The 26,686-nt window shown below is 31.0% G+C and carries 11 protein-coding genes; 8 read left to right on the top strand and 3 right to left on the bottom strand.

The window, feature by feature from the left end; all coding sequences use genetic code 4:
* The first annotated feature begins 48 nt into the window (after positions 1 to 48).
* The 3 genes from V3249_RS01600 to V3249_RS01590 all read left to right on the top strand — a co-directional run bounded on the left by V3249_RS01600 (position 49) and on the right by V3249_RS01590 (position 3,116).
* Positions 49 to 933 (top strand): hypothetical protein, encoded by an 885-nt coding sequence (locus V3249_RS01600; protein ID WP_341517619.1) that lies wholly within the window; start codon positions 49 to 51, stop codon positions 931 to 933.
* Between the two features lie 32 nt (positions 934 to 965).
* Entirely contained in the window at positions 966 to 1,571 is a 606-nt protein-coding gene (trmB, locus tag V3249_RS01595) for a tRNA (guanosine(46)-N7)-methyltransferase TrmB (RefSeq protein WP_337896686.1), read from the top strand.
* A gap of 171 nt (positions 1,572 to 1,742) precedes the next feature.
* Positions 1,743 to 3,116 (top strand): M17 family metallopeptidase, encoded by a 1,374-nt coding sequence (locus V3249_RS01590; RefSeq protein WP_044285942.1) that lies wholly within the window; start codon positions 1,743 to 1,745, stop codon positions 3,114 to 3,116.
* Between the two features lie 173 nt (positions 3,117 to 3,289).
* Here V3249_RS01590 and V3249_RS01585 read toward each other — a convergent pair whose 3' ends face one another.
* On the bottom strand, positions 3,290 to 3,430 hold the full coding sequence (locus V3249_RS01585; protein ID WP_252263094.1) for a hypothetical protein: 141 nt from the start codon (positions 3,428 to 3,430) through the stop codon (positions 3,290 to 3,292).
* A gap of 172 nt (positions 3,431 to 3,602) precedes the next feature.
* The gene (locus V3249_RS01580) at positions 3,603 to 6,530 is read right to left on the bottom strand and encodes a hypothetical protein (RefSeq protein ID WP_341517618.1); all 2,928 of its coding nucleotides are present in this window, start codon (positions 6,528 to 6,530) and stop codon (positions 3,603 to 3,605) included.
* Between the two features lie 926 nt (positions 6,531 to 7,456).
* Here V3249_RS01580 and V3249_RS01575 point away from each other — a divergent pair.
* From V3249_RS01575 to V3249_RS01555, 5 genes are all read left to right on the top strand, one after another.
* Positions 7,457 to 7,669 (top strand): helix-turn-helix domain-containing protein, encoded by a 213-nt coding sequence (locus V3249_RS01575; RefSeq protein ID WP_303466478.1) that lies wholly within the window; start codon positions 7,457 to 7,459, stop codon positions 7,667 to 7,669.
* Position 7,670: 1 nt separating this feature from the next.
* Complete coding sequence (gene dcm, locus V3249_RS01570; protein ID WP_337897117.1) at positions 7,671 to 9,803, top strand: DNA cytosine methyltransferase; 2,133 nt, start codon at positions 7,671 to 7,673, stop codon at positions 9,801 to 9,803.
* Between the two features lie 1,055 nt (positions 9,804 to 10,858).
* Complete coding sequence (locus tag V3249_RS01565; RefSeq protein WP_341517617.1) at positions 10,859 to 16,411, top strand: P97 family adhesin; 5,553 nt, start codon at positions 10,859 to 10,861, stop codon at positions 16,409 to 16,411.
* A gap of 660 nt (positions 16,412 to 17,071) precedes the next feature.
* On the top strand, positions 17,072 to 18,730 hold the full coding sequence (locus V3249_RS01560) for an IS1634 family transposase (protein WP_341517616.1): 1,659 nt from the start codon (positions 17,072 to 17,074) through the stop codon (positions 18,728 to 18,730).
* Between the two features lie 360 nt (positions 18,731 to 19,090).
* Complete coding sequence (locus V3249_RS01555; protein ID WP_341517431.1) at positions 19,091 to 20,749, top strand: IS1634 family transposase; 1,659 nt, start codon at positions 19,091 to 19,093, stop codon at positions 20,747 to 20,749.
* Positions 20,750 to 21,079: 330 nt separating this feature from the next.
* Here the strand turns inward: V3249_RS01555 and V3249_RS01550 are convergent, their stop codons facing one another.
* Positions 21,080 to 26,554, bottom strand: a complete 5,475-nt coding sequence (locus V3249_RS01550; RefSeq protein ID WP_341517615.1) for a P97 family adhesin — start codon at positions 26,552 to 26,554, stop codon at positions 21,080 to 21,082.
* Positions 26,555 to 26,686: the final 132 nt, after the last annotated feature.

Below are 26,686 nucleotides of genomic sequence, written 5' to 3'. Positions count from 1 at the left end.
CTTTCAAGAAAAATAAAATACCTAATTTTTTAAAAAAAAGGAGTAAAAATGGCATATTTAGACAAAAAAAGGAAAGATGGCTTATTGCAAAGCGACGCATTTTACAATGAGCTCTTTCTTGGTTTGTTTGGATTTGGTTTTTGGTATTTGGGTAGAATAAGTCTAGCAATTATTAGATTTACCTTTACTCTCGTTGGTCTTTTAATGATTTTCATTTCGCAAATGATGTATTTAGGATCAACAGCCCAAGACGAAATTGCAAGAGATGTCCAAATTTTAACAATCACAGGTGGTGTAATTCTTGGTCTTTCTGTAATTTGAAACATAATCACTTTAATTATGATTTTCACCGCTGATCTTCGAGATGGAAAAAGCGTTAAAATTGTTCACTGAGGAACAGAAGTTGAAGATAACCCTGAATTAGAAAACGAATTTGACAATCCTCCTATTGAACAACCTGAACCTGTAAGTGTTGCACCAATGGAACAAGAACCTGCTTTTGATGAACCATTAGATTTACAAGTTCAAACAACTGAAGAAGAATATGTAGAACCAGAAGAACCTGTTTTTGTACAGCCTGAGCCTGAAATTTATGTTGAGCCAGAGCCAGTTTATGAAGAACCTGCTTTTGAGCCAACTTACTACGAAGCACCAGCTGAACCAGTTTATGTTGAACCACAAGTAGAAATAGAACCAGAACCTGTTGTTAATTTAGAAGAAAATCTTGATATTGCAAGACAAATTGAAATTATTAATGCTGAACAAGTTCAAGCAAGTCAATTAAACATTGTTCACGAAATGGAAATTCCTGTTGATTTACACAATTTAAAACACATTCATCACACTACATTTACTATTGAAGAAATTGAGAGTGGAATTGTTGATGAGCACTTTGAAATTCGTGGACAACATGATATCAATTGCCATTCATAAAAAAATAATTAAAAATCGTTATCTATTTTAATATGCGATTAAGAAATATTCCCGATGCACTTGAAAGAATTCAAAAACATAATTTACTAGTTGAAAATCCAATATTTGTTGATGATTCTTGAATAATAGAAGTAGGAATGGGTAAAGGGCAAATGATTACAAAACTTGCTTTTGAAAATCCTTCTAAAAAGTTTTTAGGTGTTGAAAAATTTCCCTCTGCTGCTGTTAAATCTTTAAAATATGTTGATACTTATAATTTAAAAAATTTTTTCATCATTGTATGTGATGCAAAAAATTTATTGTCAATGTTGAACGGAAAAGTAAGTCAGCTATGACTTACTTTTCCTGATCCTTGGCCAAAGAAAAAACACTATAAGCGTAGACTTACTTACAAACTTTTTCTTGATATTTATAAAGAAATACTAACAAAAGACGGTATTCTAAAATTAAAAACCGATAACCAAAAATTTTTCCAATACTCAATTGAATCCTTAGAACAAAATGGTTGAAAAATAATCTACCAGACTAATGATTTACTAAATTCTACCCGCGTTAGCGAAAATGTTATGACTTCTTATGAAGAAAAATGAGTTGGACTTGGTTATAAAATCCAGTATTTAGAAGCCACTTTTAATTAGAACAGTATTTTTCTAATATTTTTTAGACTGCTTTTTATCAAATTAGTGCATTAATTTAAGATAACTTTTTTTATATTTATTTTTCAAAAAAATATAGTTTTTAGGCTATAATTTCTATAACAAAACTTTTAAGCTATATATAATTAATTTAGTAAGGATCACATATTTAAAGTGAAAAAATTCTCAGAAATTTTTGTCAAATACTCCAATAAATTTGAATCAAATAGGATAACAATCGAACCTGTCTATTTTGACTCGCAAATCCCAATGCTATTAAAAGAAGACCTTGCAATCACTGAATATCTTGGCCAAAATAAAGCATATATTAATTTAGGTTCGCGCACAAAAGAATTTACACCTTCAAGATTTCGCAAAATTGCACAAAAACTAGCTAATTACCCACGAGATATCCAAATTGATTTTGATAAATTTCCAAATAGCTTCCTTCGTTATTTAATTGAAGTTGTTGCCTTTGTTCGTTCTGATATTTTTTCCCTAAGAGCAGAATATGATAAACAGCGAACAAAATACCGTGATATTTTAGTTGTCTCGAGTTATTTAGATGAATTAAAACCAATAATCAATAAATACCAAATAATCAATAATGCTGTAAATTATGCTCGCTATTACCAAAATATCCCGCCAAACATTGCCTCTTCAGAGTTTTTAGCAGCTGAAATCCAGAAAAAAATTTCCCAAAACCCTAAATTAACTGTAAAAGTTCTTGGCGAGTCAGAAATCCGTAAATTAGGGATGAATTTACTTTTAGCTGTAAATCGTGGCTCAACTTATGATGCAAAACTTGTTGTTATTTCTTATGATGGACTACCAGGAAGTCAATATAAAACTGCTTTTGTTGGAAAAGGGATAACTTTTGACTCTGGTGGATATAATATAAAAACTGGTACATATATGAATGACATGAAATACGACATGTCTGGGGCAATAATTTGTGCTGCTGCTATTGATGCCCTTTCACAATTTAATCCACTCGCTAATGTTGTTGCCGTCTTACCACTAACAGACAACCGCCTAAATGGTGATGCAAATACACCCGATTCTGTTTGAAAATCAAAAAATGGTAAAACTGTTGAAATTAACAATACTGATGCCGAAGGTCGCCTGATTTTAGCAGATGCAATAACATATGCAATTCGTGAAGAAAATGCAACCGAAATTATTTCAGTGGCAACTCTAACAGGCGCAATTCGCGTTGCTCTTGGCGAAACTTTTACTGGCGCATTTGCTAATGATGATAAAATCTGAAAAAGTTTCAATGAAGCATCAAAAGAAGCTGGCGAATTGATTTGAAGAATGCCACTACATTTAGATTTTGCCCAAAATATTCGTGATTCGAAAGTAGCAGATCTAAAAAACACTGATTTTTCCGGTAAGGCTGGCTCATCATCTGCTGCAATGTTTATTGCCGAATTTGTCGAAGACAAGCCATTTCTTCATTTAGATATTGCCGCGACTGCCTTTGTTCGCAATCTTCCAACTGGTGTAATGGTTAAAACTCTGGTTGAGTACATTTTAACAAAGTAAAAATTCTAAATTAATCTCATTAAAAAAGATAGCACTGGCTATTTTTTTTATAATTTTTTTAACTGTTTTTGGTTAGTTTTCCCGAGTTTCCCAGTTTCATAAGGTAATTTTAAAAAAGTATCTGGTTTTAGGGACTTTTTTAAGTTTTTTGGTAAAAGTTGGTTACAATTTTATTAGTGATTTATTAAGATATCAAAGTAAAAATCATATCTATTTCAAATGTTTGGATCGCTAGGGACACCATCGTGTTTTTTAAATATAATTTGCTGATCTAAAGTGTTAAATTCAACCCTTTGTCTTAATTTTTGCAACATCGATACTAAACCAACTTAGTTAATTTTTGTTTTTTCATAATTTATAATTATACCATAAAATTACTTAAAATGCTACCAAATGCTACTTATAAAATTAAGGTTTTACATTAAAAAAACACCGATTTACGGGTGTTTCTTCATATTTATATTCACTAAAAAGTGAATTTTTGTCTTAAAACTGGGAAACTCGGGTATATTCAGTATCAATAATTGGTAATCATTTTAATTTTTGATCTTCTTGTTTGAATATTCCTACAAATCTAACGTTTGATATAAAGAAATGCTCAGGAATAACTGTCTGGAATTGAACTGCTCCATTATCTTTAAAATCAGGATTATTTGAACTATTAGTTGCTCGAGTTGCTTTTAGCATTGCAATTTGACCACTATCGTTTTGGAAAACAAAACGTCAGTCATCAGTATCTTTAACTTCTGAGTAATCTTGGGTTGGAACTGGAATATTAGTTGTTAGTGTAAAAGTACGGGTGTCACGATCAAATAATGTTTTTCTTACCCGAAGGCCAAATCCACCATCTTGAACTTGTGTTCAACCAAGTGGATTTTGAAGAACTTCATCTTTTGCCTTTTTATTTTCAGTTGTTTTAATAAATGGAGTTTCTGAATTTCGGAAATTAGGTCACCAATTAACTAAATTAGGGGCAATCATTTTTTCGTTGTTTGTAAGCTCATCAGGATTAACAAATAATAAATCAGTTAAATTAGCACTAATAATATTTGATTGTTGCTGAATTAATTCTTTTGGATACCAAAAGTTCAAATAAGCAGTTCCTCAGTCAACAGCATTAGCCCCTACTTTTTCTTTGACAGTTTTTGTGTATTTGTCTTGAATTTCTTCAGGTTTTTTATCTGGATCATTAAATAAATTATTTACAAAATCACTTGCACTATAGTAAGTAACTTTAGTTGGCTGATTTAAAATAATATTTAAATAATCGTTAGTAAGTTTAAAGTTTTCACCTGGACTAACAAATTGATTTGGGTGAACATTTGTTCAACCTTTTCTAACTTTATCTTCCTTTGTTTTATTAAGTTGGTATGAATATAAATTAAGGTTGGTGGTTGGGGTAGGGGTTTTGACTTGCTCTCCTTCTTTAGCTAATCTTTGATTTAAGTAACCTGAAGGGTCAAAAACTTTAAGAGATAAAGCGGAGAGATCTTGAGCAGGGTCTTTTTCTAATAGTTGCCAAAGTGGATCGTTGATATTGACTCAACTACGGAAGGTGTTAACCTGTATTTTGGCAGCTTTACCGTTTTTACCGATCTCAGGGAAAACTTGGGCTTTTATCATACGTGCAACTTTTTTTGATCATTCCGGGATTCGACTTTCAAATCATTTATCATTTAGGTTAAGGTGTTTTGAGAACTTAAGGGGTTTTTTTATTGTGCTTCAAGGAACACCTATTGCACCTTGTAAGATTAGTTTAGGTTTAATTTTTACAATATTTGTAGCTTTTATATCTTGACTTTCTAAAGTATCAGTAGAAGAATCTGACGCTTTTGCTATTTCAATAGGGGCATTAATTAAACGTTTTATATCACTACTTTCGAGGGTAAATGATAACTTTGTTGGTGATTCTACCTTTAGGTCAGTTATTTTAAAGTCTACAACACTTTGGTTCAGTAACGGATTCAATGTTAGCTGAACTAATTGATGCTGAGGATTTGGGATCTGGACGGGTGAAGAAGTAATTAATTCTGGATTCTTAACTTCAATTTTAGACGCTTTTCTAGTAGCATTTTGGGCAATTCCAAGGTTATCATTGACTTTTTTTTCATCCCCAAAGAAGAAAGTGTAGTTTCTAGTAGTGAGAGCCGCTAATTTTGTATTCTTCAACTCAGGCGCTATCACCGGCTGCAGTGGACTCAAAGCCAGTTCAGCTGGATGAATACTCACCGGCACTGAAGATAGCCACTGACTTGTTGGCTTACCAGTTGGGTCAGTCTGTATTGGATTTTTAAATTCCAGTGTAATTGTTGTTGAATTAGCCAAAGGCTGGTCAGGACTGTATTGTTTAGCCCAGCTAGTATTTGATACCTCCGGAGTCTTTGCTAGTTCAGGAATATTTGTTTGTTGTTTGTGGACTACTAGAGTTAGACTCTTATCTGATTTTACCCGGGTAGTTGTATTTCCGTCCACAACATTTTTTACTAAGGAAAGACTAACGCTGTAGACCTCCGGTGAGATTTGCTTTACTGATTCAATTTCAAAAGTGATATTTGGATCAAGATTATTAAAATAATTACTAAATTGCTCACCTAAAAGAATTTCAAGTTTTTGTTTTAAAGTCTGCAAGTCTTCATTTGAACTCTCAGATGTTGAATCTGAACCTTGACTAGTCTGAGGACTGTCTTGGAAAGGAGTCGCAAAATAAGGACTCTCGTCTAGAGTAGAGAAGGTTGATACTTCTACGGCAACTGGTCTTAATTTGCCTTTGAAAAATTCATCTTGATTGATCTCAGGTCTTTTAACTTCTGGGCGAGGCTGGCCTGGAACTTTGTCGTCAATTCAACGGATTCCTGAGTCTTGTCTTGGAGTCTCTGGTTCTGGAGCTGGTTTTTTCTTGTCATAAATTGAATTAGCAAGAATTTGTAAATGACCAAATTTTTCAGCATCAAGAATTAAGGACTGACTTGAAAGGGGTGCATCTTCAACCATTTGGTCTAAATTATTTTTTTGTTTTACCTCAGCTTCTGACTGCCCTGAAGTGCGAACAAAAATTGTCTGCGGACTTGATTGAATTACATCATCAACAAATTTACCAGCATTATCATCAAAGCCAACAACATATTTAATTTTTAGACCAATTATATTACCTTGATCTTTAGAGGTTGCAGCATCATCTTCAATTTCAAATTTAATTGAAGGACGCGCTCCTGAGTCTTGATACTCATTTCAATTATTAGCTAAGGCTGCCTGAGTATAAAAGGCAAAAACTAAATCACTAAGAGTTGAGATTTTACTAAAATTCTGATCTTTAAAAGGAACTTGAGGATTATTATTAGTATCAACAGTATTTCAAAAAGCTGGTTGTTTGGCAATTTTAATTGCTTCTTGGTAATTTTTAAGAATTTTGATCACTTAACTTAATTGTATTTTTCCTATAATAAACTCAAATAATACAAATTTTGAGCTATGTTTTTAAATATGGAAGAATGCATTAAATTTAGGCTTTGTAAAAAAAAAAAAAATGCTTGGTCTAGGAAAAAATTATGTTATAATAACCCTCATTAAGAATAATTAATAAATTTGATATTGAATTAGGGAGGAATTAGTTATGTTTTTGTCATAAAAAAATCAGAAAATGCGAATTTTCCGTCATATTTTTAAATATGATGCAATGCCTTAAATTTAACCGTTTAGAAATCTATAAATTTAAGGCTTTTAATTATGGCTCTTTCAAAACTTCACATATTTTTTTAGGCTCAATGTAAATAAAAATGAGTTTTCTATTTGCATTTAGTTTAAATAGTAGTTGTATTTTTTTATGATTTTTGTTATTTTATCCATGAATTGATTTTTGCCAGTGTTTTAAACTAAAAAAGTAGTTTAAAAATTTCAAATTTTGCTTTTTAAGGTAAAATTTTAGCTTTTTTAGTTTGCCTTATTTTATTAATAACTAGATTTTGCATTCGTGAGTGTTAGATTGAAAATTCAGAGTTTTTGCCTTGATAGTTATTTTTCCTGAGTTTGCCAAAAAAGTTAAAAAGCGCGAAAAACTAAACCAGGACAAAAAAATTAACACTAAGGCGTTGGCTTTTTTGTCCTGGTTTATTACGGGTGTTTTTTCATATTTATATTCACTAAAAAGTGAAATTTTGCCTTAAAACTGGGAAACTCGGCAATATATAAATATGTTGACTGAAATGTTAGAATAAATATAATTATAAATGCATTTGTTAAAGTGAATTTAACGGATTTTTTATTTACATAAAATACCGATAAAGAGTGAAAAACTTGCAATAATGTGATATAATATACAAAATATAGTAATTTGGAGAGAGAAGATGAAAATTTCCTATAAACCATTATGGCATATGTTAGTTGAACGAAAAATGAATAAAGAAGATTTGAAAAAAGCTTCTGGTATTAGTAGCAATATTGTAGCTAGAATGGGAAAAGATGAGAGTGTAAGTTTAGAAACGATAGTAAAAATATGTACCGCACTAGATTGTAAAATTGAAGATGTGGTTGAAATAATAAGGGATACGAAGATTTAAAATGAGTAAGAATCTTAAATTTATAGATTTATTTTCAGGAATAGGCGGATTTAGGTTAGCACTTGAAGAGTTGGGATTAGAATGTGTATTTAGTAGTGAAGTAGACGAACATGCAATAGAAATGTACAAAGCTAATTTTGGCGATAATTCTAAATGTGATATTACACAATTAAATCCAGATACATTGCCTAATTTTGATATTCTTTGTGCAGGATTTCCTTGTCAAGCTTTTTCAATTAGTGGAAAGCAAAAAGGTTTTGAGGACAGAGTAAGAGGAACTTTGTTTTTCGATATTTGCAGAGTATTAAAGGAAAAACAACCTAAAGCATTTATTTTAGAAAATGTTCAAAATTTAGAAAAACACGATAAAGGAAATACTCTATTTATAATGATAAAAACTTTGAATGAATTAGGATATTCTGTTTCATATAAAGTTTTGAATGCTAAAGACTTTGGTGTACCTCAAAATAGAGAAAGAATAATAATAGTCGGAAATAAAGAGGGTAAGGTATTTGATTTTAGTGATATACAGAAACATAAAGTTAGTTCAATGTATGAATTTCTTGATAAACAGGGTGAGTTTGAATACTTAGATGAAACAGACTACACTTTAATAGAAACAGAAAAAATTAAGATGCAAAAATCAGGGCTTATTTTTTGTGGGTATCGAAATAAAAAAATTCGCACAATTGGAGTAAGAAAAGGAACAGAATATTTATCAAGAGCTCATAAACAACCAAACAGAATTTATTCTGCTGAGGGAATACATCCAACAATTACTTCTCAAGAGCAAAGCGGAAGATATTTTATTTATGTTGATGGTAAAGTTAGAAAACTGACACTTAATGAATGTTATAAGTTTATGGGATTTCCAAATGACTTTATAAAGGTTGGGACAAAAGCGAAATTGTATGAAAGAATAGGGAATAGCGTTTGTGTACCAATGATAAGAAATGTTGCTAAAGAAGTAATAAATCAATTTTGGAATGGAAGTGAGGGCAATGAAGTGAATGTGAGTGAGTTTTTAGAAAAAACATATAATGACAGTTTGTCAATTAAGTCCTTAGATGAAATTGATTTAACAGATACTCAGAAAAATTATATTAAGTCAATTGTTGAAAAAGAGGAAACCTTAAAAGGTGTATATACTGTCTTAGTTACAAGTTTAGTATATAAATGTTTGCATATGGAACAAGATATTAGATTACATCAGGCAAATATGGACAATGGTTATAGCGGAAGAAGTTTTGATACTAAATACATTACTCCATTTATGAAACAGAAGCAGTTCTTAGGAGCAATGAAAGAGTCAGGATGACTAACAAGAAGTCTTGAACAGAATATACCATACAACTTAGACTTTCCAGGTAAGATAAATGATAAAGTGGTTAAAGACGCTTTCTTAAAGATTTTAAATGATATCGAAGAGAATGGAGCTAAGCCACAAAATTATTTAATGGGAATCTTTCATTTAAGCATAAAAGCAAGGGAACTTAAATCTGTTAGAGTGATAAACCCGGTAGAAAGAGAATCGAGTTTGAGTATAAATGAGATAATAGATTTGTTAGAAAAACATTTTTATTATAGTTATAAAAGTAGAGGAGCTTCCATATTGCCAGTAGTTGCACTATACAGTGTGTATGAATGTATAACTAAAGAGTTAAAAAGATTTGACGATAAATTTTTACAGCAAATATCATCTCATTATAGTTCTGATAGAAGTAGTTGAAATGCTGGCGATATTGCAGTTATAAACAACGATGGAAGTTTATATGAAGTTGTAGAAGTAAAGTTTGATATAGCACCTGACTATATAATGGTAGATGATGCCTATAAAAAGTTTTGTAATACAACAATACAAAGGTATTATATATTAAGTACATTGGCTCCTAAAGATGATGAATTAGAAATAATTCATGATTTAGTTGAAAAAATCAAAACGGAACATGGGTGTCAAGTAATTATAAATGGTGTATTTCCGACCTTAAAATATTATTTAAGATTGTTAGATAATACAGATTTATTTATACAAAGGTATATTCACAACATACAAACTCATCCAGAAATAAATGCAGAACACAAAATAGCTTGGAATGATTTATTAACAAAAAAATATAATACTAAAGGCAATTAAGAAATAAAAATCTTAGTCGCTTTTTCTATGCTCAAAAACCTAAAGGAATGAAAATGCAATTCTTAAATATAAGTACCATTTATGGTACTTTTTTACTGCTTTAGTCTATAATATAAATAATTAAACATTAATTTTCCCGAGTTTCCCAGTTTGACAAGGTAATTTTAGAAAAGTTTCTTGGTTTATAAAAAAAATTTCGTTATAATAGACTCACTAAGAATGAATTAATAAATTTTATATTGAATTAAGGGATGAATTAGTTATGTTTTTTGCCATAAAAAATTAGCCAATGCAAATTTTTGCACTATGCTTTTAAATGTGGTAAAATGCCTTAAAATTAACCTTTTGCAAAAAAAAAAAAAAATGCTTGGTCTAAAAAAAATTTCTGTTATAATAAAGACACTAAGAATGAATTAATAAATTTTGATATTGAATTAAGGAGGAATTAGTTATGTTTTTGTCTAAAAAATCAGACAGTGCGAATTTTCCATTATGTTTTTAAACATGATGCAATGCCTTAAATTTAACCGTTTAGAAATCTACAAATTTAAGGCTTTTTCTTATGGCTCTTTCAAAACTTCACATATTTTTTTAGGCTCAATTTAAATAAAAACGAGTTTTCTATTTAAATTGAGTTTAAATAGCAGTTATATTTTTTTATGATTTTTGTTAGTGTTTTAAACTAAAAAAGTAGTTTAGAAATTTCATAATTTTACCTTTTAAGTTAAAATTTTACTTTTTTAGTTTGCCTTGTTTGATTAATAAGTAGATTTTTGTTTGTGAGTGTTAGATTTAAAATTCAGTGTTTTTGCCTTGATAGTTATTTTTCCTGAGTTTGCCAAAAAAGTTAAAAAAATCCCTAAAACCGGAAACCTTTTTAGGATTATCTCATCAAACTGTGAAACTTGGGAAAACTATCATAAACTTTTATTGATTGTATTTTAATTAATTGAAAAAAAATTTTAAAATTAAGTAAAAATAAATTTTAAATTTAGTATAATTCTTTTAGTACAAAATGATAAAAATGATAAAAATGGAAAAATCAGGAGGGTTTTATGCAAAAGAATAAGGCAAAAATATTAATTGGTAGTGCCGCTGCAATTGTACTAATGTCGACGGTCTTTGGAACTGTCGCCGGACTTGCTGCTAAAACTAAATATCGCGGAGTTAATCCTACCCAAGGTGTTGTTAGTCAGCTCGGACTAATTGATTCAGTAAGTTTTAAGCCAAGTGTTGCTCACTTTACAAGTGATTATAAAACTGTCAAACAAGCTCTTTTAGGGGACAAAACTTTTAATGCTAACAGCTCTGAGTTTAGCGACTTTGCATCAAAATTCAATTTTTTAACTAATAATGGCCGTAGTGTTCTGGCAATCCCAAACAAATACAAAGTTGTTATTGAAAAATTTGAAGCCCAAGATGAACAACAGCGTTTTTTCCTTTCCTTTCATTTGGAAGAAACTCTTGAAGACAAAAATGTTGCCCGCTCAGCAACAAAGTCAATTTACCTTTCAGTAGTTGATGCCCCAAAGGCGGCACTAGCTCAATTTAGTGGTATTGTTGACTCAAATTTTGCTAATTTGACTCCAAGTCCTCTTTCTCATTTTTCCTCAAGTTCAGTTAGGCCTTTAGCTCTAACTCGTGCTGATGATTTTGCAAAAACATTAAATCAATTTGACTCACTAGAGGAATTTGAGTCTCATTTAAGTAAATTTTTTGACATTCAGGCAATAAAAGCAAAAATTCGTCTTGAACCCCAAGGCTTTGGCTTTGCCAAAGGTGACTTAGAAGAGCCTTTTGTATTTAGTTTTGTTAAAAATCCACAAAACTCAAATGAGTGAGCTACAAGTCTAAATCAACAAGTCCCTGCGGTTCGTTTATATTTAAAAACTGAATTTGGACCTCAGGCAAAAGCGACACTAGCTAACTATAAACATAAAGATGAGTCATTTTTAACTTCAATTGATTTAGTCGCAAGCGATAAGTCTACTTTATTTGCTAATACCAAAGATCTAAGTGATCAACTCGATGTTAATTTGCTTGATGCTTCTGATTATTATATTGATCCAGAAAAGCCTCAGGTTGATCCTTCAACTGGAGTTTTACTTCCTTCATCGCTCAGTTTGTTCCAACGTGATTTATTAAGAAAAGCTTCTGATAAGTTAGTTGATAAATTTTCTTTGTTTCGTTATGATGCAATTAATTTTTACAAACAACTCCAAGAACTTGTAAGTAAGCCATCTGCAATTAAAGATATAATTGATGCCAGCCTAACACGTGGTCTGACTTTTTCTTTTGGTAAATACGATTTACTTTTTGATAATTTACGCGAGCATCTTGATTATGACTTTTTAGTTTCAAATGCTAAAATCCGTCAAAACTCAGTCTCAAGCAAATTATTTATTGAACTGCCAATCAAAATTAAGCTCAAATCTTCAATTTTTGGCGACACTGGTTCAAATATTAAAACTATTTTAGAAAAAACTGTAAGTTTTAAACTTGATAATTTCCGTGATCAAAAAATCGAAGATGCCCTAGCCAGTCTCTATCCTGAACTTAGCGAGCAACTAAAACAATTAAAAGATGCCCAAAGCACCCAAGATGCTACCCAACAACTAGCTGCTATTTCCCCAATTCCGTCTCAGTCAGCTGCCCAAACCCAAGGTGTAACCAAAGAAAATCCTTATGATCTTGCCCAAGGTATTTCAAAGTCTTATTTACTTTCAAAATACGAAATTAAACAATTAATCGACCAAGGAGACTATAAAAAACTAATTAGTCTCTTTAGTGATCCAAATTCTTACAATATTGATTTTAAATTAGGTTCAACTCTACAAAGCCAAAACATACAAGTTCCGACTGAGACAGAAATAGCCAATTTAAATGCAACAATTGACTCAGCTCAGGCATTAAAAAATGCTGATATTTATTCAGTTTCAACTTCAGCATTTAAAAATCGTGCTTCTTTATTTGCTTATTTCCGTTACCTTTTATCATTAGATCCTAAAGAGGCGATCAAAAAACTTGTTAATATTGGAATCCAAATGGGTCTTGAATTTGAAGGCTATCAGGACTTGCCACTAAATCCAACTTTAGAAGATTTAGCAAAAGTAAAAATTAAAACCAAATTTGATAACTACGAGCACTCCCGAGATTTTCTAAGTGAGCAAGATGCCGACCTAAACCAAGACGATTTTGTGGGAACAAAATTTGGACTCAAACTTCTTGATTTTAATGGTTATTTTGCTAATGACATCACAAGCCCAAATCAAGGAATGGCTTTATTTTTACCAGCAAGTCTAGATTTTAACTCAAGTCAATCAACTTCAGGTGGTTCAAACTCAACCACTCCAGATTGAAAAGCTGAAATTGCAAATAAACTTGTTAGTGATAAAAACCAATTAGCAAGCTTACCTTTTGCGATTTGAGACAAAATTATTGGCCAAGAAAAACAACAAGAAAATGATAAAAAACTAACATACAAAATTCTTAAAAACTACCAAGAAGCAATTAAAATTGCTAAACAACCAGCTTTTTGAAATACTGTTGATTCTGATAATAATCCTCAAGTTCCTTTTAAAGATCAGAATTTTAGCAAAATCTCAACTCTTAGTGATTTAGTTTTTGCCTTTTATACTCAGGCAGCCTTAGCTAATAATTGAAATGAGTATCAAGACTCAGGAGCACGTCCTTCAATTAAATTTGAAATTGAAGATGATGCTGCAACCTCTAAAGATCAAGGTAATATAATTGGTCTAAAAATTAAATATGTTGTTGGCTTTGATGATAATGCTGGTAAGTTTGTTGATGATGTAATTGCCTCAAGTCCGCAGACAATTTTTGTTCGCACATCAGGGCAGTCAGAAGCAGAAGTAAAACAAAAAAATAATTTAGACCAAATGGTTGAAGATGCGCCACTTTCAAGTCAGTCCTTAATTCTTGATGCTGAAAAATTTGGTCATTTACAAATTCTTGCTAATTCAATTTATGACAAGAAAAAACCAGCTCCAGAACCAGAAGCTCCAAGAAATCCAGATAATATCCGCTGAATCGATGACAAAGTCCCAGGTCAAACACGTCCAGAGGTAAAAAGACCTGAGATCAATCAAGATGAATTTTTCAAAGGCAAACTAAGACCAGTTGCCGTAGAGGTATCAACCTTCTCTTCTCTAGACGAGAGTCCTTATTTTGCTAGTCCTTTCCAGGACAATTCCCAGACTAGTCCAGCTCCTGACTCAAGCCAGAGTTCAAATGAAGACTTACAAAGTCTAAAACAAAAACTCGAAATTCTTTTAGGTGAGCAATTTAGTGATTATTTTAATAAACTTGATCCAAACATTAGTTTTGAAATTGATTCAGTCAAAGAAGTCTCACCGCAAGTCTACAGTGTTAGTCTTTCATTAGTAAAAAATGTTGTAGACGGAAATACAACTACCAGAGTTAAATCAGATAAAAGTCTAACACTGATAGTACACAAACAACAAGACAACATTCCTGAATTAGCAAAAAGTCCGGAGGTTTCAAATACTTCCTGAGCTAAACAATACAATCCTAACCAGCCTTTGGCAAATTCAACAACAATAACTCTTGAATTTAAAAATCCAATACAGGTTGATGCCACCGGTAAGCCAACAAGTCAGTGGTTGTCTTCAGTACCTGTGACAATTCATCCAGCTTTAATAAACATTTCTCCTCAGGCCGATGTTCTTGACGAAGCAGTAGCGAATGAGATTCTTTCGCGTTTAGAAATTACTAGTTTAATAGAACCTCCCACTTTGGAAGCCTTAAAACAAGCTCTCTCAAAAAAAGAACAACTAAATCAAATCATCACAAGCCTAAGAGGCAAGGTTTCTGAGTCTGTATCTAAACTCATAAGTCCTATAGTTGATGCTTATAAAAGACATGAAACAACTAAGGCGCATATTTTGTCTTTAGCTCATATTCAAAATTCAAACCATTCGCCAATTAAATTGACACTAAATGCTTCAACAAACACTAACTCTGAAGTCAAAGTTGCAAATCTCCAATTGATTAATAATAATACCCTAAAGTTTGACTTAGAAAGTTCAAATATTAAAAGGCTAATTAATGCGCCAATTGAAATAGCTTCTGAACTATCTGACAAAAAATTTGATCTTGAATCAATGAGAGTTCATAACATTCTAAGTCAAGATAATTCAGAATCCGACACACACACACACACACACACAGATGCGCAATCAAACAAAGAAACTTCAACAATTACCTTTATTCAACCAAAATTTATTGTTGAGCGGACTGTTGGGGTGCCATGGAGTACTTCTGAAGTAGTTTTTGCTGCTAAAAAAAATTTACATGACCCAACAAACTTTGATGTATCTAAAGTTAAAGATTCAACCTTTTTTGTCTATGGTTGGCGTGCAATAAAAGTAAATGCTGGCAATTCTCAATCCGCCCAAGTTCCTTACCTCCAAGTCCAACCTCTTTTTGATCCACTTGTTGATATGTTTCCTGTACCTCAGGTTCAAAGTCTAACTAGTCTGTCATTTAAAGTTTTTGATCCTGATGGTTATTTATACCAAAAATTATATTCTAAATCAGCAACAAATGTTGATCTTTATTCTTATCGACTTAATCAAACAAAAGAACAATCAACTCGTAAAGGTTGAACTAACCAACACCCAAGTCAGGCAAATTTTGGCAATAATAATTTTAGCTTGCCTAATAACTATTTAAATATTATTACAAATCAACCAACAAAAGTTACTTTTTATAATGCAAGTGATTTTATTACTGATTTATTTAATGATCCTGATCAAAAACAAGAAGATATTAATGACAAATACACTGATAATGTTAAAGAAAAAGTAGGAGCTAATGCCGCCGATTGAGGAAGTGCTTATTTTAACCTTTGGTATCCAAGAAAACTAATTCAAGAACAATCAAATATAATAAGTGCTAATTTAAATGACTTACTGTTTGTTGATCCAGATGAACTGGAAAAAAATATAAAAATGATTGCCCCGAATTTTACTAATTGGTGGCCTAACTTTCAAAATTCAGAAGTTGCCGAAATTCGCACAAAACATAACGAAGAAGCCTACAAAAAAGTTAACCTTTTACCGCAAGGTTGAACCCAAATTCATGACGGTGGCTATCCACTCAAAGTTCAAAAAACTGCATTTAATCGCGATACTCGTACTTTTACACTTACAACAAATCTGCCAATTCCAACCCAAGACTACTATCAAGATGTCAAAGACACTGATGACTGACGTTTTGTTTTCCAAAACGATAATAATCAAATTGCAATGCTCAAAGCTAATATGCTAAAACAAGGCTCAAAAAATCCTCACTATAAGGATAAAGGTTGAATTCAATTTGAAACAGTAATTCCTGAACATTTTTTCTCAACAAATGTCAGATTTGCTGGAATATTCAAACAAGAAGATAAAAAACTAAAATGACTACCAATTATTGACACTGAATATGTAGTTGATGACCGTTATTTTGGTAATATTATTTCTGATCCTTTAGATCTTAAGAAAGCCCGTGGCCGTGGATTTACTAATAATGCCTTTGGAGATGTATTCAAAGAATTTAACATTCATAGAAAAAAACAATCTTAATTCAATAAATAAATTAAACTAATTAATTAAACACAAATAAACTACCCCTTTGAGTTTTAACCAAAAGGGGTTTTTTATTATTTTAAAATTAACCTTTTGCAAAAAAAAAAAAAAATGCTTGGTCTAAAAAAAATTTCTGTTATAATAACTCTCACTAAGAATAATTAATAAATTTGGATATTGAATTAAGGGGGAATCAATTATGTTTTTGTCATAAAAAAATCAGAAAATGCGAATTATCCATTATATTTTTAAATATGATGGAATACCTTAAATTTAACCGTTTAGAAATCTATAAATTTAGGGCTTTTAATTATTTTTTTTCAGTTCTTTCAAAACTTCATATATTTTTTTAGGCTCAGTGTAAGTAAAAACGAGTTTTCTTTTTGCATTGAGTTTAAATAGTAGTTGTTTTTTATGATTTTTGTCAGTGTTTTGAACTAAAAAAGTAGTTTAAAAATTTCATAATTTTGCTTTTTTAAGGTAAAATTTCATCTTTTTTCCTGAGTTTCCCAGTTTGAAGGCAAAAATTCACTTTTTAGTGAATGCGAATAAGCAAAAATACCCGTAAATCGGTGTTTTTTTACTGTAAAACCTTATTTTTTATTAATTCCGTTTAATTACATTTTTAAATTAATTTTTATGGTATAATTATAAATTATGAAAAAGCAAAATTTGGTTTTATTTAATGTTTGAGGAAACTCGAAAGATAAACTATATAAATATGTTGGCTGAACACAAGGTTATGGCAAATCTCCAAAACGGTGATTTAGTTTAGGAAATGTGCAAAATTTGGAAAAAATTAATCCAAATGCTATTCAAATTATCAAAGAAAAATTGAAATTGTTTTCAAATTTAGATGACATGCATAAAGTCAAGATTGCTTTACTTGATTCTATTAAAAATTCCACCATAATCGAAGGTTCGGTTTTTGTTGGCGGGGAATTAATTGAAAAACTTATTGAAAAGCACAATATTTTTGAATCACTTCCTAAAAGTAGACATAAAAATATGAAAGAAATTTTTAACTACTTAATTTCAAAACGGATCACCGATCCTGGCAGCATTATTAATGCTTTTGATAAAAAGGATGACTACTCAAATCAAATAAATACTTCCAAAAATAGCTTTTATAGACTCTTAGATCTTGTTTTTGAGTCACAAAATCAACTTTTAGACAGTCTTAATAAAATGGTAACGAGTGAACTTGGAAAAAGGGACAGTGAATTTTATTTTGACTCATCAACAATCTATTTTGAGACATTTGAAAGAAATGGATTAAGAATTCCTGGCTATTCTAAAGATGCTAAATTCAAAGAAGACCAAATTGTCATTGGCTTAGCGTGTGATAAAAATGGTATTCCTTTTCATATTAAAGTTTTTAAAGGAAATACCGGCGATTCTAGTACATTAATCCCTTTTGTATTAGATGTTGAATCCAAATATAATATCAAAAATATGACAATAATCGCTGATCGCGGCATGTCAACTGCTGCAAATATTCGATTTCTTGAATCAAGAAACTATAATTTTATTATTTCATATCGTGCAAAGGTAGGGACTCAAAAATTCAAAAATTATTTACTAGATCCAAGGGATTATGTTGATGTAAATGCGGATTTTAAGTATAAAAAAGAAGAATTTTATTCATCTTATAAAAATAAAAGATACACTGAAAATATTAGAAGAAGAATTATTACTTACAGTACAAAAAGAGCGATAAAAGACAGAAAAGCTCGTGAAGAGCAAATCGAAAGTTTTATTAAAAAACAAAATAAAGACGGTTTTATTGAAGTAAACAAATTGTTTGGTAAAAAACCTAAATATTTTAAGGAAATTTCAAACATGAAATTTGAATTAGATCAAAGTAAAATTGACAAAGACAAACAATTTGATGGTTACTATGTTTATGAAACAAATATACTAAATTCAAATGTCTTAGACATAGTTGAAAAATACCAAAAACAGTGGAATATTGAAGCTAATTTTAGAAGTCTAAAAGGTTTGTTGAATATTCGGCCCGTATTTTTAAGAATTGACGAGCACATTCTAGCTCATACACTTTTGTGTTTTATCTCGCTAGTTATTTTAAAAACTATAATATTTAAAATCAACAAACATATTAGTGATAACAAGTTATTTCAAAACAATCAATTAACTGAAGTTGGTCTAGTAACGATGTTGCAAAAATTAAGGCAAAGGGTTGAATTTAACACTTTAGATCAGCAAATAACATTTAAAAATCGAGATGGTGTTCCTAGTGATCCGAATATTTGAAATAGGTATGATTTTTACTTTGATATCTTAATAAATCACTAAAAAAAATTGTAAGTAACTTTTACCAAAAAACTTAAAAAACTGCCTAAAACCAGATGCTTTTTTAAAATTACCTTATGAAACTGGGAAACTCGGGAAAAACATAATAATTCCACTTAATTCAATATCAAAATTTATTAATTCATTCTTAGTGATAGTTATTATAACATAATTTTTTCTTAGGCAAAACATTTTTTTTTTTTTTCCTGAGTTTCCCAGTTTGAAGGCAAAAATTCACTTTTTAGTGAATGCGAATAAGCAAAAATACCCGTAAATCGGTGTTTTTTTACTGTAAAACCTTATTTTTTATTAATTCCGTTTAATTACATTTTTAAATTAATTTTTATGGTATAATTATAAATTATGAAAAAGCAAAATTTGGTTTTATTTAATGTTTGAGGAAACTCGAAAGATAAACTATATAAATATGTTGGCTGAACACAAGGTTATGGCAAATCTCCAAAACGGTGATTTAGTTTAGGAAATGTGCAAAATTTGGAAAAAATTAATCCAAATGCTATTCAAATTATCAAAGAAAAATTGAAATTGTTTTCAAATTTAGATGACATGCATAAAGTCAAGATTGCTTTACTTGATTCTATTAAAAATTCCACCATAATCGAAGGTTCGGTTTTTGTTGGCGGGGAATTAATTGAAAAACTTATTGAAAAGCACAATATTTTTGAATCACTTCCTAAAAGTAGACATAAAAATATGAAAGAAATTTTTAACTACTTAATTTCAAAACGGATCACCGATCCTGGCAGCATTATTAATGCTTTTGATAAAAAGGATGACTACTCAAATCAAATAAATACTTCCAAAAATAGCTTTTATAGACTCTTAGATCTTGTTTTTGAGTCACAAAATCAACTTTTAGACAGTCTTAATAAAATGGTAACAAGTGAACTTGGAAAAAGGGACAGTGAATTTTATTTTGACTCATCAACAGTCTATTTTGAGACATTTGAAAGAAATGGATTAAGAATTCCTGGTTATTCTAAAGATGCTAAATTCAAAGAAGATCAAATTGTCATTGGCTTAGCGTGTGATAAAAATGGTATTCCTTTTCATATTAAAGTTTTTAAAGGAAATACCGGCGATTCTAGTACATTAATCCCTTTTGTATTAGATGTTGAATCCAAATATAATATAAAAAATATGACAATAATCGCTGATCGTGGTATGTCAACTGCTGCAAATATTCGATTTCTTGAATCAAGAAACTATAATTTCATTATTTCTTATCATGCAAAGGTAGGGACTCAAAAATTTAAAAATTATTTACTAGATCCAAGCGATTATGTTAATGTAAGCGCGGATTTTAAGTATAAAAAAGAAGAATTTTATTCATCTTATAAGAATAAAAGATACACCGAAAATATTAGAAGAAGAATTATTACTTACAGTACAAAAAGAGCGATAAAAGACAGAAAAGCTCGCGAGGAGCAAATCCAAAGTTTTATTAAAAAACAAAATAAAGACGGTTTTATTGAAGTAAACAAATTGTTTGGTAAAAAACCTAAATATTTTAAGGAAATTTCAAACATGAAATTTGAATTGGATCAAAGCAAAATTGACAAAGACAAACAATTTGATGGCTACTATGTTTATGAAACAAATATACTAAATTTGAATGTTTTAGACATAGTTGGAAAATACCAAAAACAGTGGAATATTGAAGCTAATTTTAGAAGTCTAAAAGGTTTATTGAATATTCGCCCCGTATTTTTAAGAATTGACGAGCATATTCTAGCTCACACACTTTTGTGTTTTATCTCACTAGTTATTTTAAAAACTATAATATTTAAAATCAACAAACATATTGCTGATAAAAAATTATTTGAAAACAGTCAATTAACTGAAGTTGGTTTAGTAACAATGTTGCAAAAATTAAGGCAAAGGGTTGAATTTAACACTTTAGATCAGCAAATAACATTTAAAAATCGCGATGGTGTTCCTAGTGATCCGAATATTTGAAATAGGTATGATTTTTACCATGATGTGTTAATAAATCAGTAAAAAAATTGTAATTAAATTTTTCCAAAAACTTAAAAAAGTCCCTAAAACTGGATACTTTTTTAAAATTACCTCACCAAACTGGGAAACTCGGGAAACCAGATGCTTTTTTAAAATTACCTTATGAAACTGGGAAACTCGGGAAAAACATAATAATTCCACTTAATTCAATATCAAAATTTATTAATTCATTCTTAGTGATAGTTATTATAACATAATTTTTTCTTAGGCAAAACATTTTTTTTTTTTTTTGCAAAAGGTTAATTTTAAAATAATAAAATCCCCTTTGGTTGAAACTCAAAGGGGAAATTAATTTGTTTAATTAAAATTTAGTTATTTTCTTGGTTTGTGAATATTAAATTCTTTGAAGATTTCACCAAAAGCATTATTGGTAAGGCCACGGGCATTTGCATTTTTTAAGTCTAGTTGATCAGTTGTAATGTTTTTAAAATAACGATCATCGATAATATATTCAGTATCAATAATTGGTAATCATTTTAATTTTTGATCTTCTTGTTTGAATATTCCTACAAATCTAACGTTTGATATAAAGAAATGATCAGGAATTACTGTTTGGAACTGAACTGCACCATTGTCTTTATAACCAGGGGTATTATCTTTAGTAGAACGAGTTGCTTTTAACATTGCAATTTGACCACTATCGTTTTGGAAAACAAAACGTCAGTCATCAGTATCTTTAACAGTTGAATAATCTTGGGTTGGAACTGGAATATTTGTTGTTAGTGTAAATGTACGAGTATCACGATCAAATAATGTTTTTCTTACCCGAAGGCCAAATCCGCCATCTTGAACTTGAGTTCAACCAAGTGGATTTTGAAGAACTTTGTTTTTTGCATCTGTATTTTCAGTTGTTCTAATAAATGGGGTTTCTGAATTTCGGAAATTAGGCCATCAATTAACTAAATTTGGAGCAATCATTTTTTCGTTTTTTTCCAATTCGTCAGGATTAACAAATAATAAATCAGTTAAATTAGCACTAATAATATTTGATTGCTGTTGAATTAATTCTTTTGGATACCAAAAGTTCAAATAAGCAGTTCCTCAATCAACAGCATTAGCCCCTACTTTTTCTTTGACAGTTTTTGTGTATTTGTCTTGAATTTCTTCAGGTTTTTTATCTGGATCATTAAATAAATTATTTACAAAATCACTTGCACTATAGTAAGTAACTTTAGTTGGCTGATTTAAAATAATATTTAAATAATCGTTAGTAAGTTTAAAGTTTTCACCTGGACTAACAAATTGATTTGGGTGAACATTTGTTCAACCTTTTCTAACTTTATCTTCCTTTGTTTTATTAAGTTGGTATGAATATAAATTAAGGTTGGTGGTTGGGGTAGGGGTTTTGCCTTGCTCTCCTTCTTTAGCTAATCTTTGATTTAAGTAACCTGAAGGGTCAAAAACTTTAAGAGATAAAGCGGAGAGATCTTGAGCAGGGTCTTTTTCTAATAGTTGCCAAAGTGGATCGTTGATATTGACTCAACTACGGAAGGTGTTACCCTGTATTTTGGCAGCTTTACCGTTTTTACCGATCTCAGGGAAAACTCGGGCTTTTATCTCATGTGCAACTTTTTTTGATCATTCCGGGATTCGACTTTCAAATCATTTATCATTTAGGTTAAGGTGTTTTGAGAACTTAAGGGGTTTTTTTATTGTGCTTCAAGGAACACCTATTGCACCTTGTAAGATTAGTTTAGGTTTAATTTTTACAATATTTGTAGCTTTTATATCTTGACTTTCTAAAGTATCAGTAGAAGAATCTGACGCTTTTGCTATTTCAATAGGGGCATTAATTAAACGTTTTATATCACTACTTTCGAGGGTAAATGATAACTTTGTTGGTGATTCTACCTTTAGGTCAGTTATTTTAAAGTCTACAACACTTTGGTTCAGTAACGGATTCAATGTTAGCTGAACTAATTGATGCTGAGGATTTGGGATCTGGACGGGTGAAGAAGTAATTAATTCTGGATTCTTAACTTCAATTTTAGACGCTTCTCTAGTAGCATTTTGGGCAATTCTAAGGTTATCATTGACTTTTTTTTCATTCCCAAAGAAGAAAGTGTAGTTTCTAGTAGTGAGAGCCGCTAATTTTGTATTCTTCAACTCAGGCGCTATCACCGGCTGCAGTGGACTCAAAGCCAGTTCAGCTGGATGAATACTCACCGGCACTGAAGATAGCCACTGACTTGTTGGCTTACCAGTTGGGTCAGTCTGTATTGGATTTTTAAATTCCAGTGTAATTGTTGTTGAATTAGCCAAAGGCTGGTCAGGACTGTATTGTTTAGCCCAGCTAGTATTTGATACCTCCGGAGTCTTTGCTAGTTCAGGAATATTTGTTTGTTGTTTGTGGACTACTAGAGTTAGACTCTTATCTGATTTTACCCGGGTAGTTGTATTTCCGTCCACAACATTTTTTACTAAGGAAAGACTAACGCTGTAGACCTCCGGTGAGATTTGCTTTACTGATTCAATTTCAAAAGTGATATTTGGATCAAGATTATTAAAATAATTACTAAATTGCTCACCTAAAAGAATTTCAAGTTTTTGTTTTAAAGTCTGCAAGTCTTCATTTGAACTCTCAGATGTTGAATCTGAACCTTGACTAGTCTGAGGACTGTCTTGGAAAGGAGTCGCAAAATAAGGACTCTCGTCTAGAGTAGAGAAGGTTGATACTTCTACGGCAACTGGTCTTAATTTGCCTTTGAAAAATTCATCTTGATTGATCTCAGGTCTTTTAACTTCTGGGCGAGGCTGGCCTGGAACTTTGTCGTCAATTCAACGGATTCCTGAGTCTTGTCTTGGAGTCTCTGGTTCTGGAGCTGGTTTTTTCTTGTCATAAATTGAATTAGCAAGAATTTGTAAATGACCAAATTTTTCAGCATCAAGAATTAAGGACTGACTTGAAAGGGGTGCATCTTCAACCATTTGGTCTAAATTATTTTTTTGTTTTACTTCTGCTTCGGACTGCCCTGATGTGCGAACAAAAATTGTCTGCGGACTTGAGGCAATTACATCATCAACAAACTTACCAGCATTATCATCAAAGCCAACAACATATTTAATTTTTAGACCAATTATATTACCTTGATCTTTAGAGGTTGCAGCATCATCTTCAATTTCAAATTTAATTGAAGGACGCGCTCCTGAGTCTTGATACTCATTTCAATTATTAGCTAAGGCTGCCTGAGTATAAAAGGCAAAAACTAAATCACTAAGAGTGGAAATTTTACTAAAATCTTTATCTTTAAAAGGAACTTGAGATTGGTTAGTGGTCTCATCTAAAGTGTTTCAAAAAGCTGGTTGTTTTGCAATTTTAATTGCATCTTGGTAATTTTTAAGAATTTTGTATGTTAGTTTTTCTTCGTTGTTTTGGGCTTTTTCTTGACCGATAATTTTGTCTCAAATTGCAAAAGGTAGACTTGCTAACTGGTTTTTATCACTAACAAGTTTTTTAGTAATTTCAGCTTTTCAGTCTGTAGTATTTTGGGTTGAGCTAGTACCTGAACCAGCTGAAGTTGACTGACTTGAGCTAGAATCTAAACTTGCTGGTAAAAATAAAGCCATTCCTTGATTTGGACTTGTAATGTCATTAGCAAAATAACCATTAAAATCAAGAAGCTTGAGTCCAAATTTTGTTCCAACAGACCCGTCCTGGTTTTCTTCAGCTTCTTGCTGGCTTAGAAAATCTTGGGAGTGCTCATAGTTATCAAATTTGGTTTTAATTTTTACTTTTGCTAAATCTTCTAAGGTTGGATTTAGCGGTAAGTCTTGGTAACCTTCAAATTCAAGACCCATTTGGGTTCCAATATTAACAAGTTTTTTGATTGCCTCTTTAGGTTCTAATGATAAAAGATAACGGAAATAAGCAAATAAAGAAGCACGATTTTTAAATGCCGAAGTCGAAACTGAATAAATATCAGCATTTTTTAAAGCCTGAGCTGAGTCAATTGTTGCATTTAAATTGGCTATTTCCTTGTCGCTAGGAACTTGTATATTTTGGCTTTGTAGAGTTGAACCTAATTTAAAGTCAATATTGTAGCTATTTTGATCGGCTAAAAGACTAATTAGTTTTTTATAGTCTCCTTGGTCAATTAGTTGCTTAATTTCGTATTTTGAAAGTAAATAAGACTTTGGAGCACCTTGCCTAATATCATAAGGATTTTCTTTGGTTGCACCAACAGTTTGACTGGCTCACTGCGACTGAATTGGCGAAGTAGCAGCTAATTGTTGGGCAGCATCTTGGGCACTTTGGGCATTTTTTAATTGCTTTAGTTGCTCGCTAAGTTCAGGATAAAGGCTGGCTAGGGCATCTTCGATTTTTTGATCACGGAAATTATCAAGTTTAAAACTTACAGTTTTTTCCAAAATAGTTTTAATATTTGAACCAGTGTCACCAAAAATCGAAGACTTAAGCTTAATTTTAATTGGCAACTCAATAAACAATTTTTTTGAAACAGAATTTTGACGAATTTTAGCATTTGAAACTAAAAAATCATAGTCAAGATGCTCGCGTAAGTTATCAAAAAGTAAATCGTATTTACCAAAAGAAAAAGTTAGTCCACGTGTTAAGCTTGCATCAATTATATCTTTAATTGCAGATGGTTTACTTACAAGTTCTTGGAGTTGTTTGTAAAAATTAATTGCATCATAACGAAACAAAGAAAATTTATCAACAGGCTTATTAGAAGGTTGTCTTAATAAATCACGATCCAACAAACTAAGTTGAGAAGGAAGTAAAACTCCAGTTGTTGGATCAACCTGAGGCTTATCTGGATCAATATAATAATCAGAAGCATCAAGCAAATTAACATCAAGTTGAGCAGCTAGATCTTTTGTATTAGCAAATAAAGTAGACTTATCACTTGCCACTAAATCAATTGAAGTTAACAGTGAGTCATCTTTATGTTTATAGTCTGCTAGTGTTGCTTTTGCCTGAGGCCCAAATTCAGTTTTTAAATATAAACGAACTGCAGGAACTTGTTGATTTAGACTTGTTGCTCACTCATTTGGACTTTGAGGATTTTTAACAAAACTAAATACAAAAGGCTCTTCTAAGTCACCTTTGGCAAAGCCAAAGCCTTGGGCTTCAAGACGAATTTTTGCCTTAATTGCCTGAATGTCAAAAAATTTGCTTAAATGAGACTCAAATTCCTCTAATGTCTCAAGTTGATTTAATGTTTTTGCAAAATCATCAGCACGAGTTAAACTCAAAGGTTTAACTGAACTTGAGGAAAAATGAGAAAGTGGACTTGGAGTCAAATTAGCAAAATTTGAATCAACAATATCGCTAAATTGAGCTAGTGCAGCCTTTGGGGCATCAACTACTGAAAGATAAATTGATTTTGTTGCTGAGCGGGCAACATTTTTATCTTCAAGAGTTTCTTCCAGGTGAAAGGAAAGGAAAAACCGTTGTTGTTCATCTTGGGCTTCAAATTTTTCAATGACAACTTTGTATTTGTTGGGAATTGCTAGAACACTACGGCCATTATTAGTTAAAAAATTGAATTTTGAAGCAAAATCGCTAAACTCAGTGCTGCTGGCATTAAAAGTTTTGTCCCCTAAAAGTGCTTGTTTGACAGTTTTATAATCACTTGTAAAGTGAGCAACGCTTGGCTTAAAACTTACCGAATCAATTAGCCCGAGCTGACTAACAACACCTTGGGTAGGATTAACTCCGCGATATCTAGTTTTAGCAGCAAGTCCGGCGACAGTTCCAAAGACCGTCGACATTAGTACAATTGCAGCGGCACTACCAATTAATATTTTTGCCTTATTCTTTTGCATAAAACCCCTCCAGGTTTTTTTAGTATACTTTTTTAATTTAAGTTAGTTATTTAATAACTAAAGACTTAATTTAAATATATTAATATTTATTATTAACAAATTAACAATGTGTTTATTAATTATTAATTATTG

Source organism: Mesomycoplasma ovipneumoniae (assembly GCF_038095995.1).
Lineage (GTDB): Bacteria > Bacillota_I > Bacilli_A > Mycoplasmatales > Metamycoplasmataceae > Mesomycoplasma > Mesomycoplasma ovipneumoniae_F.
The sequence above is the reverse complement of the archived record's forward strand: the minus strand, read 5'-3'. Positions and strand labels throughout refer to the sequence as shown.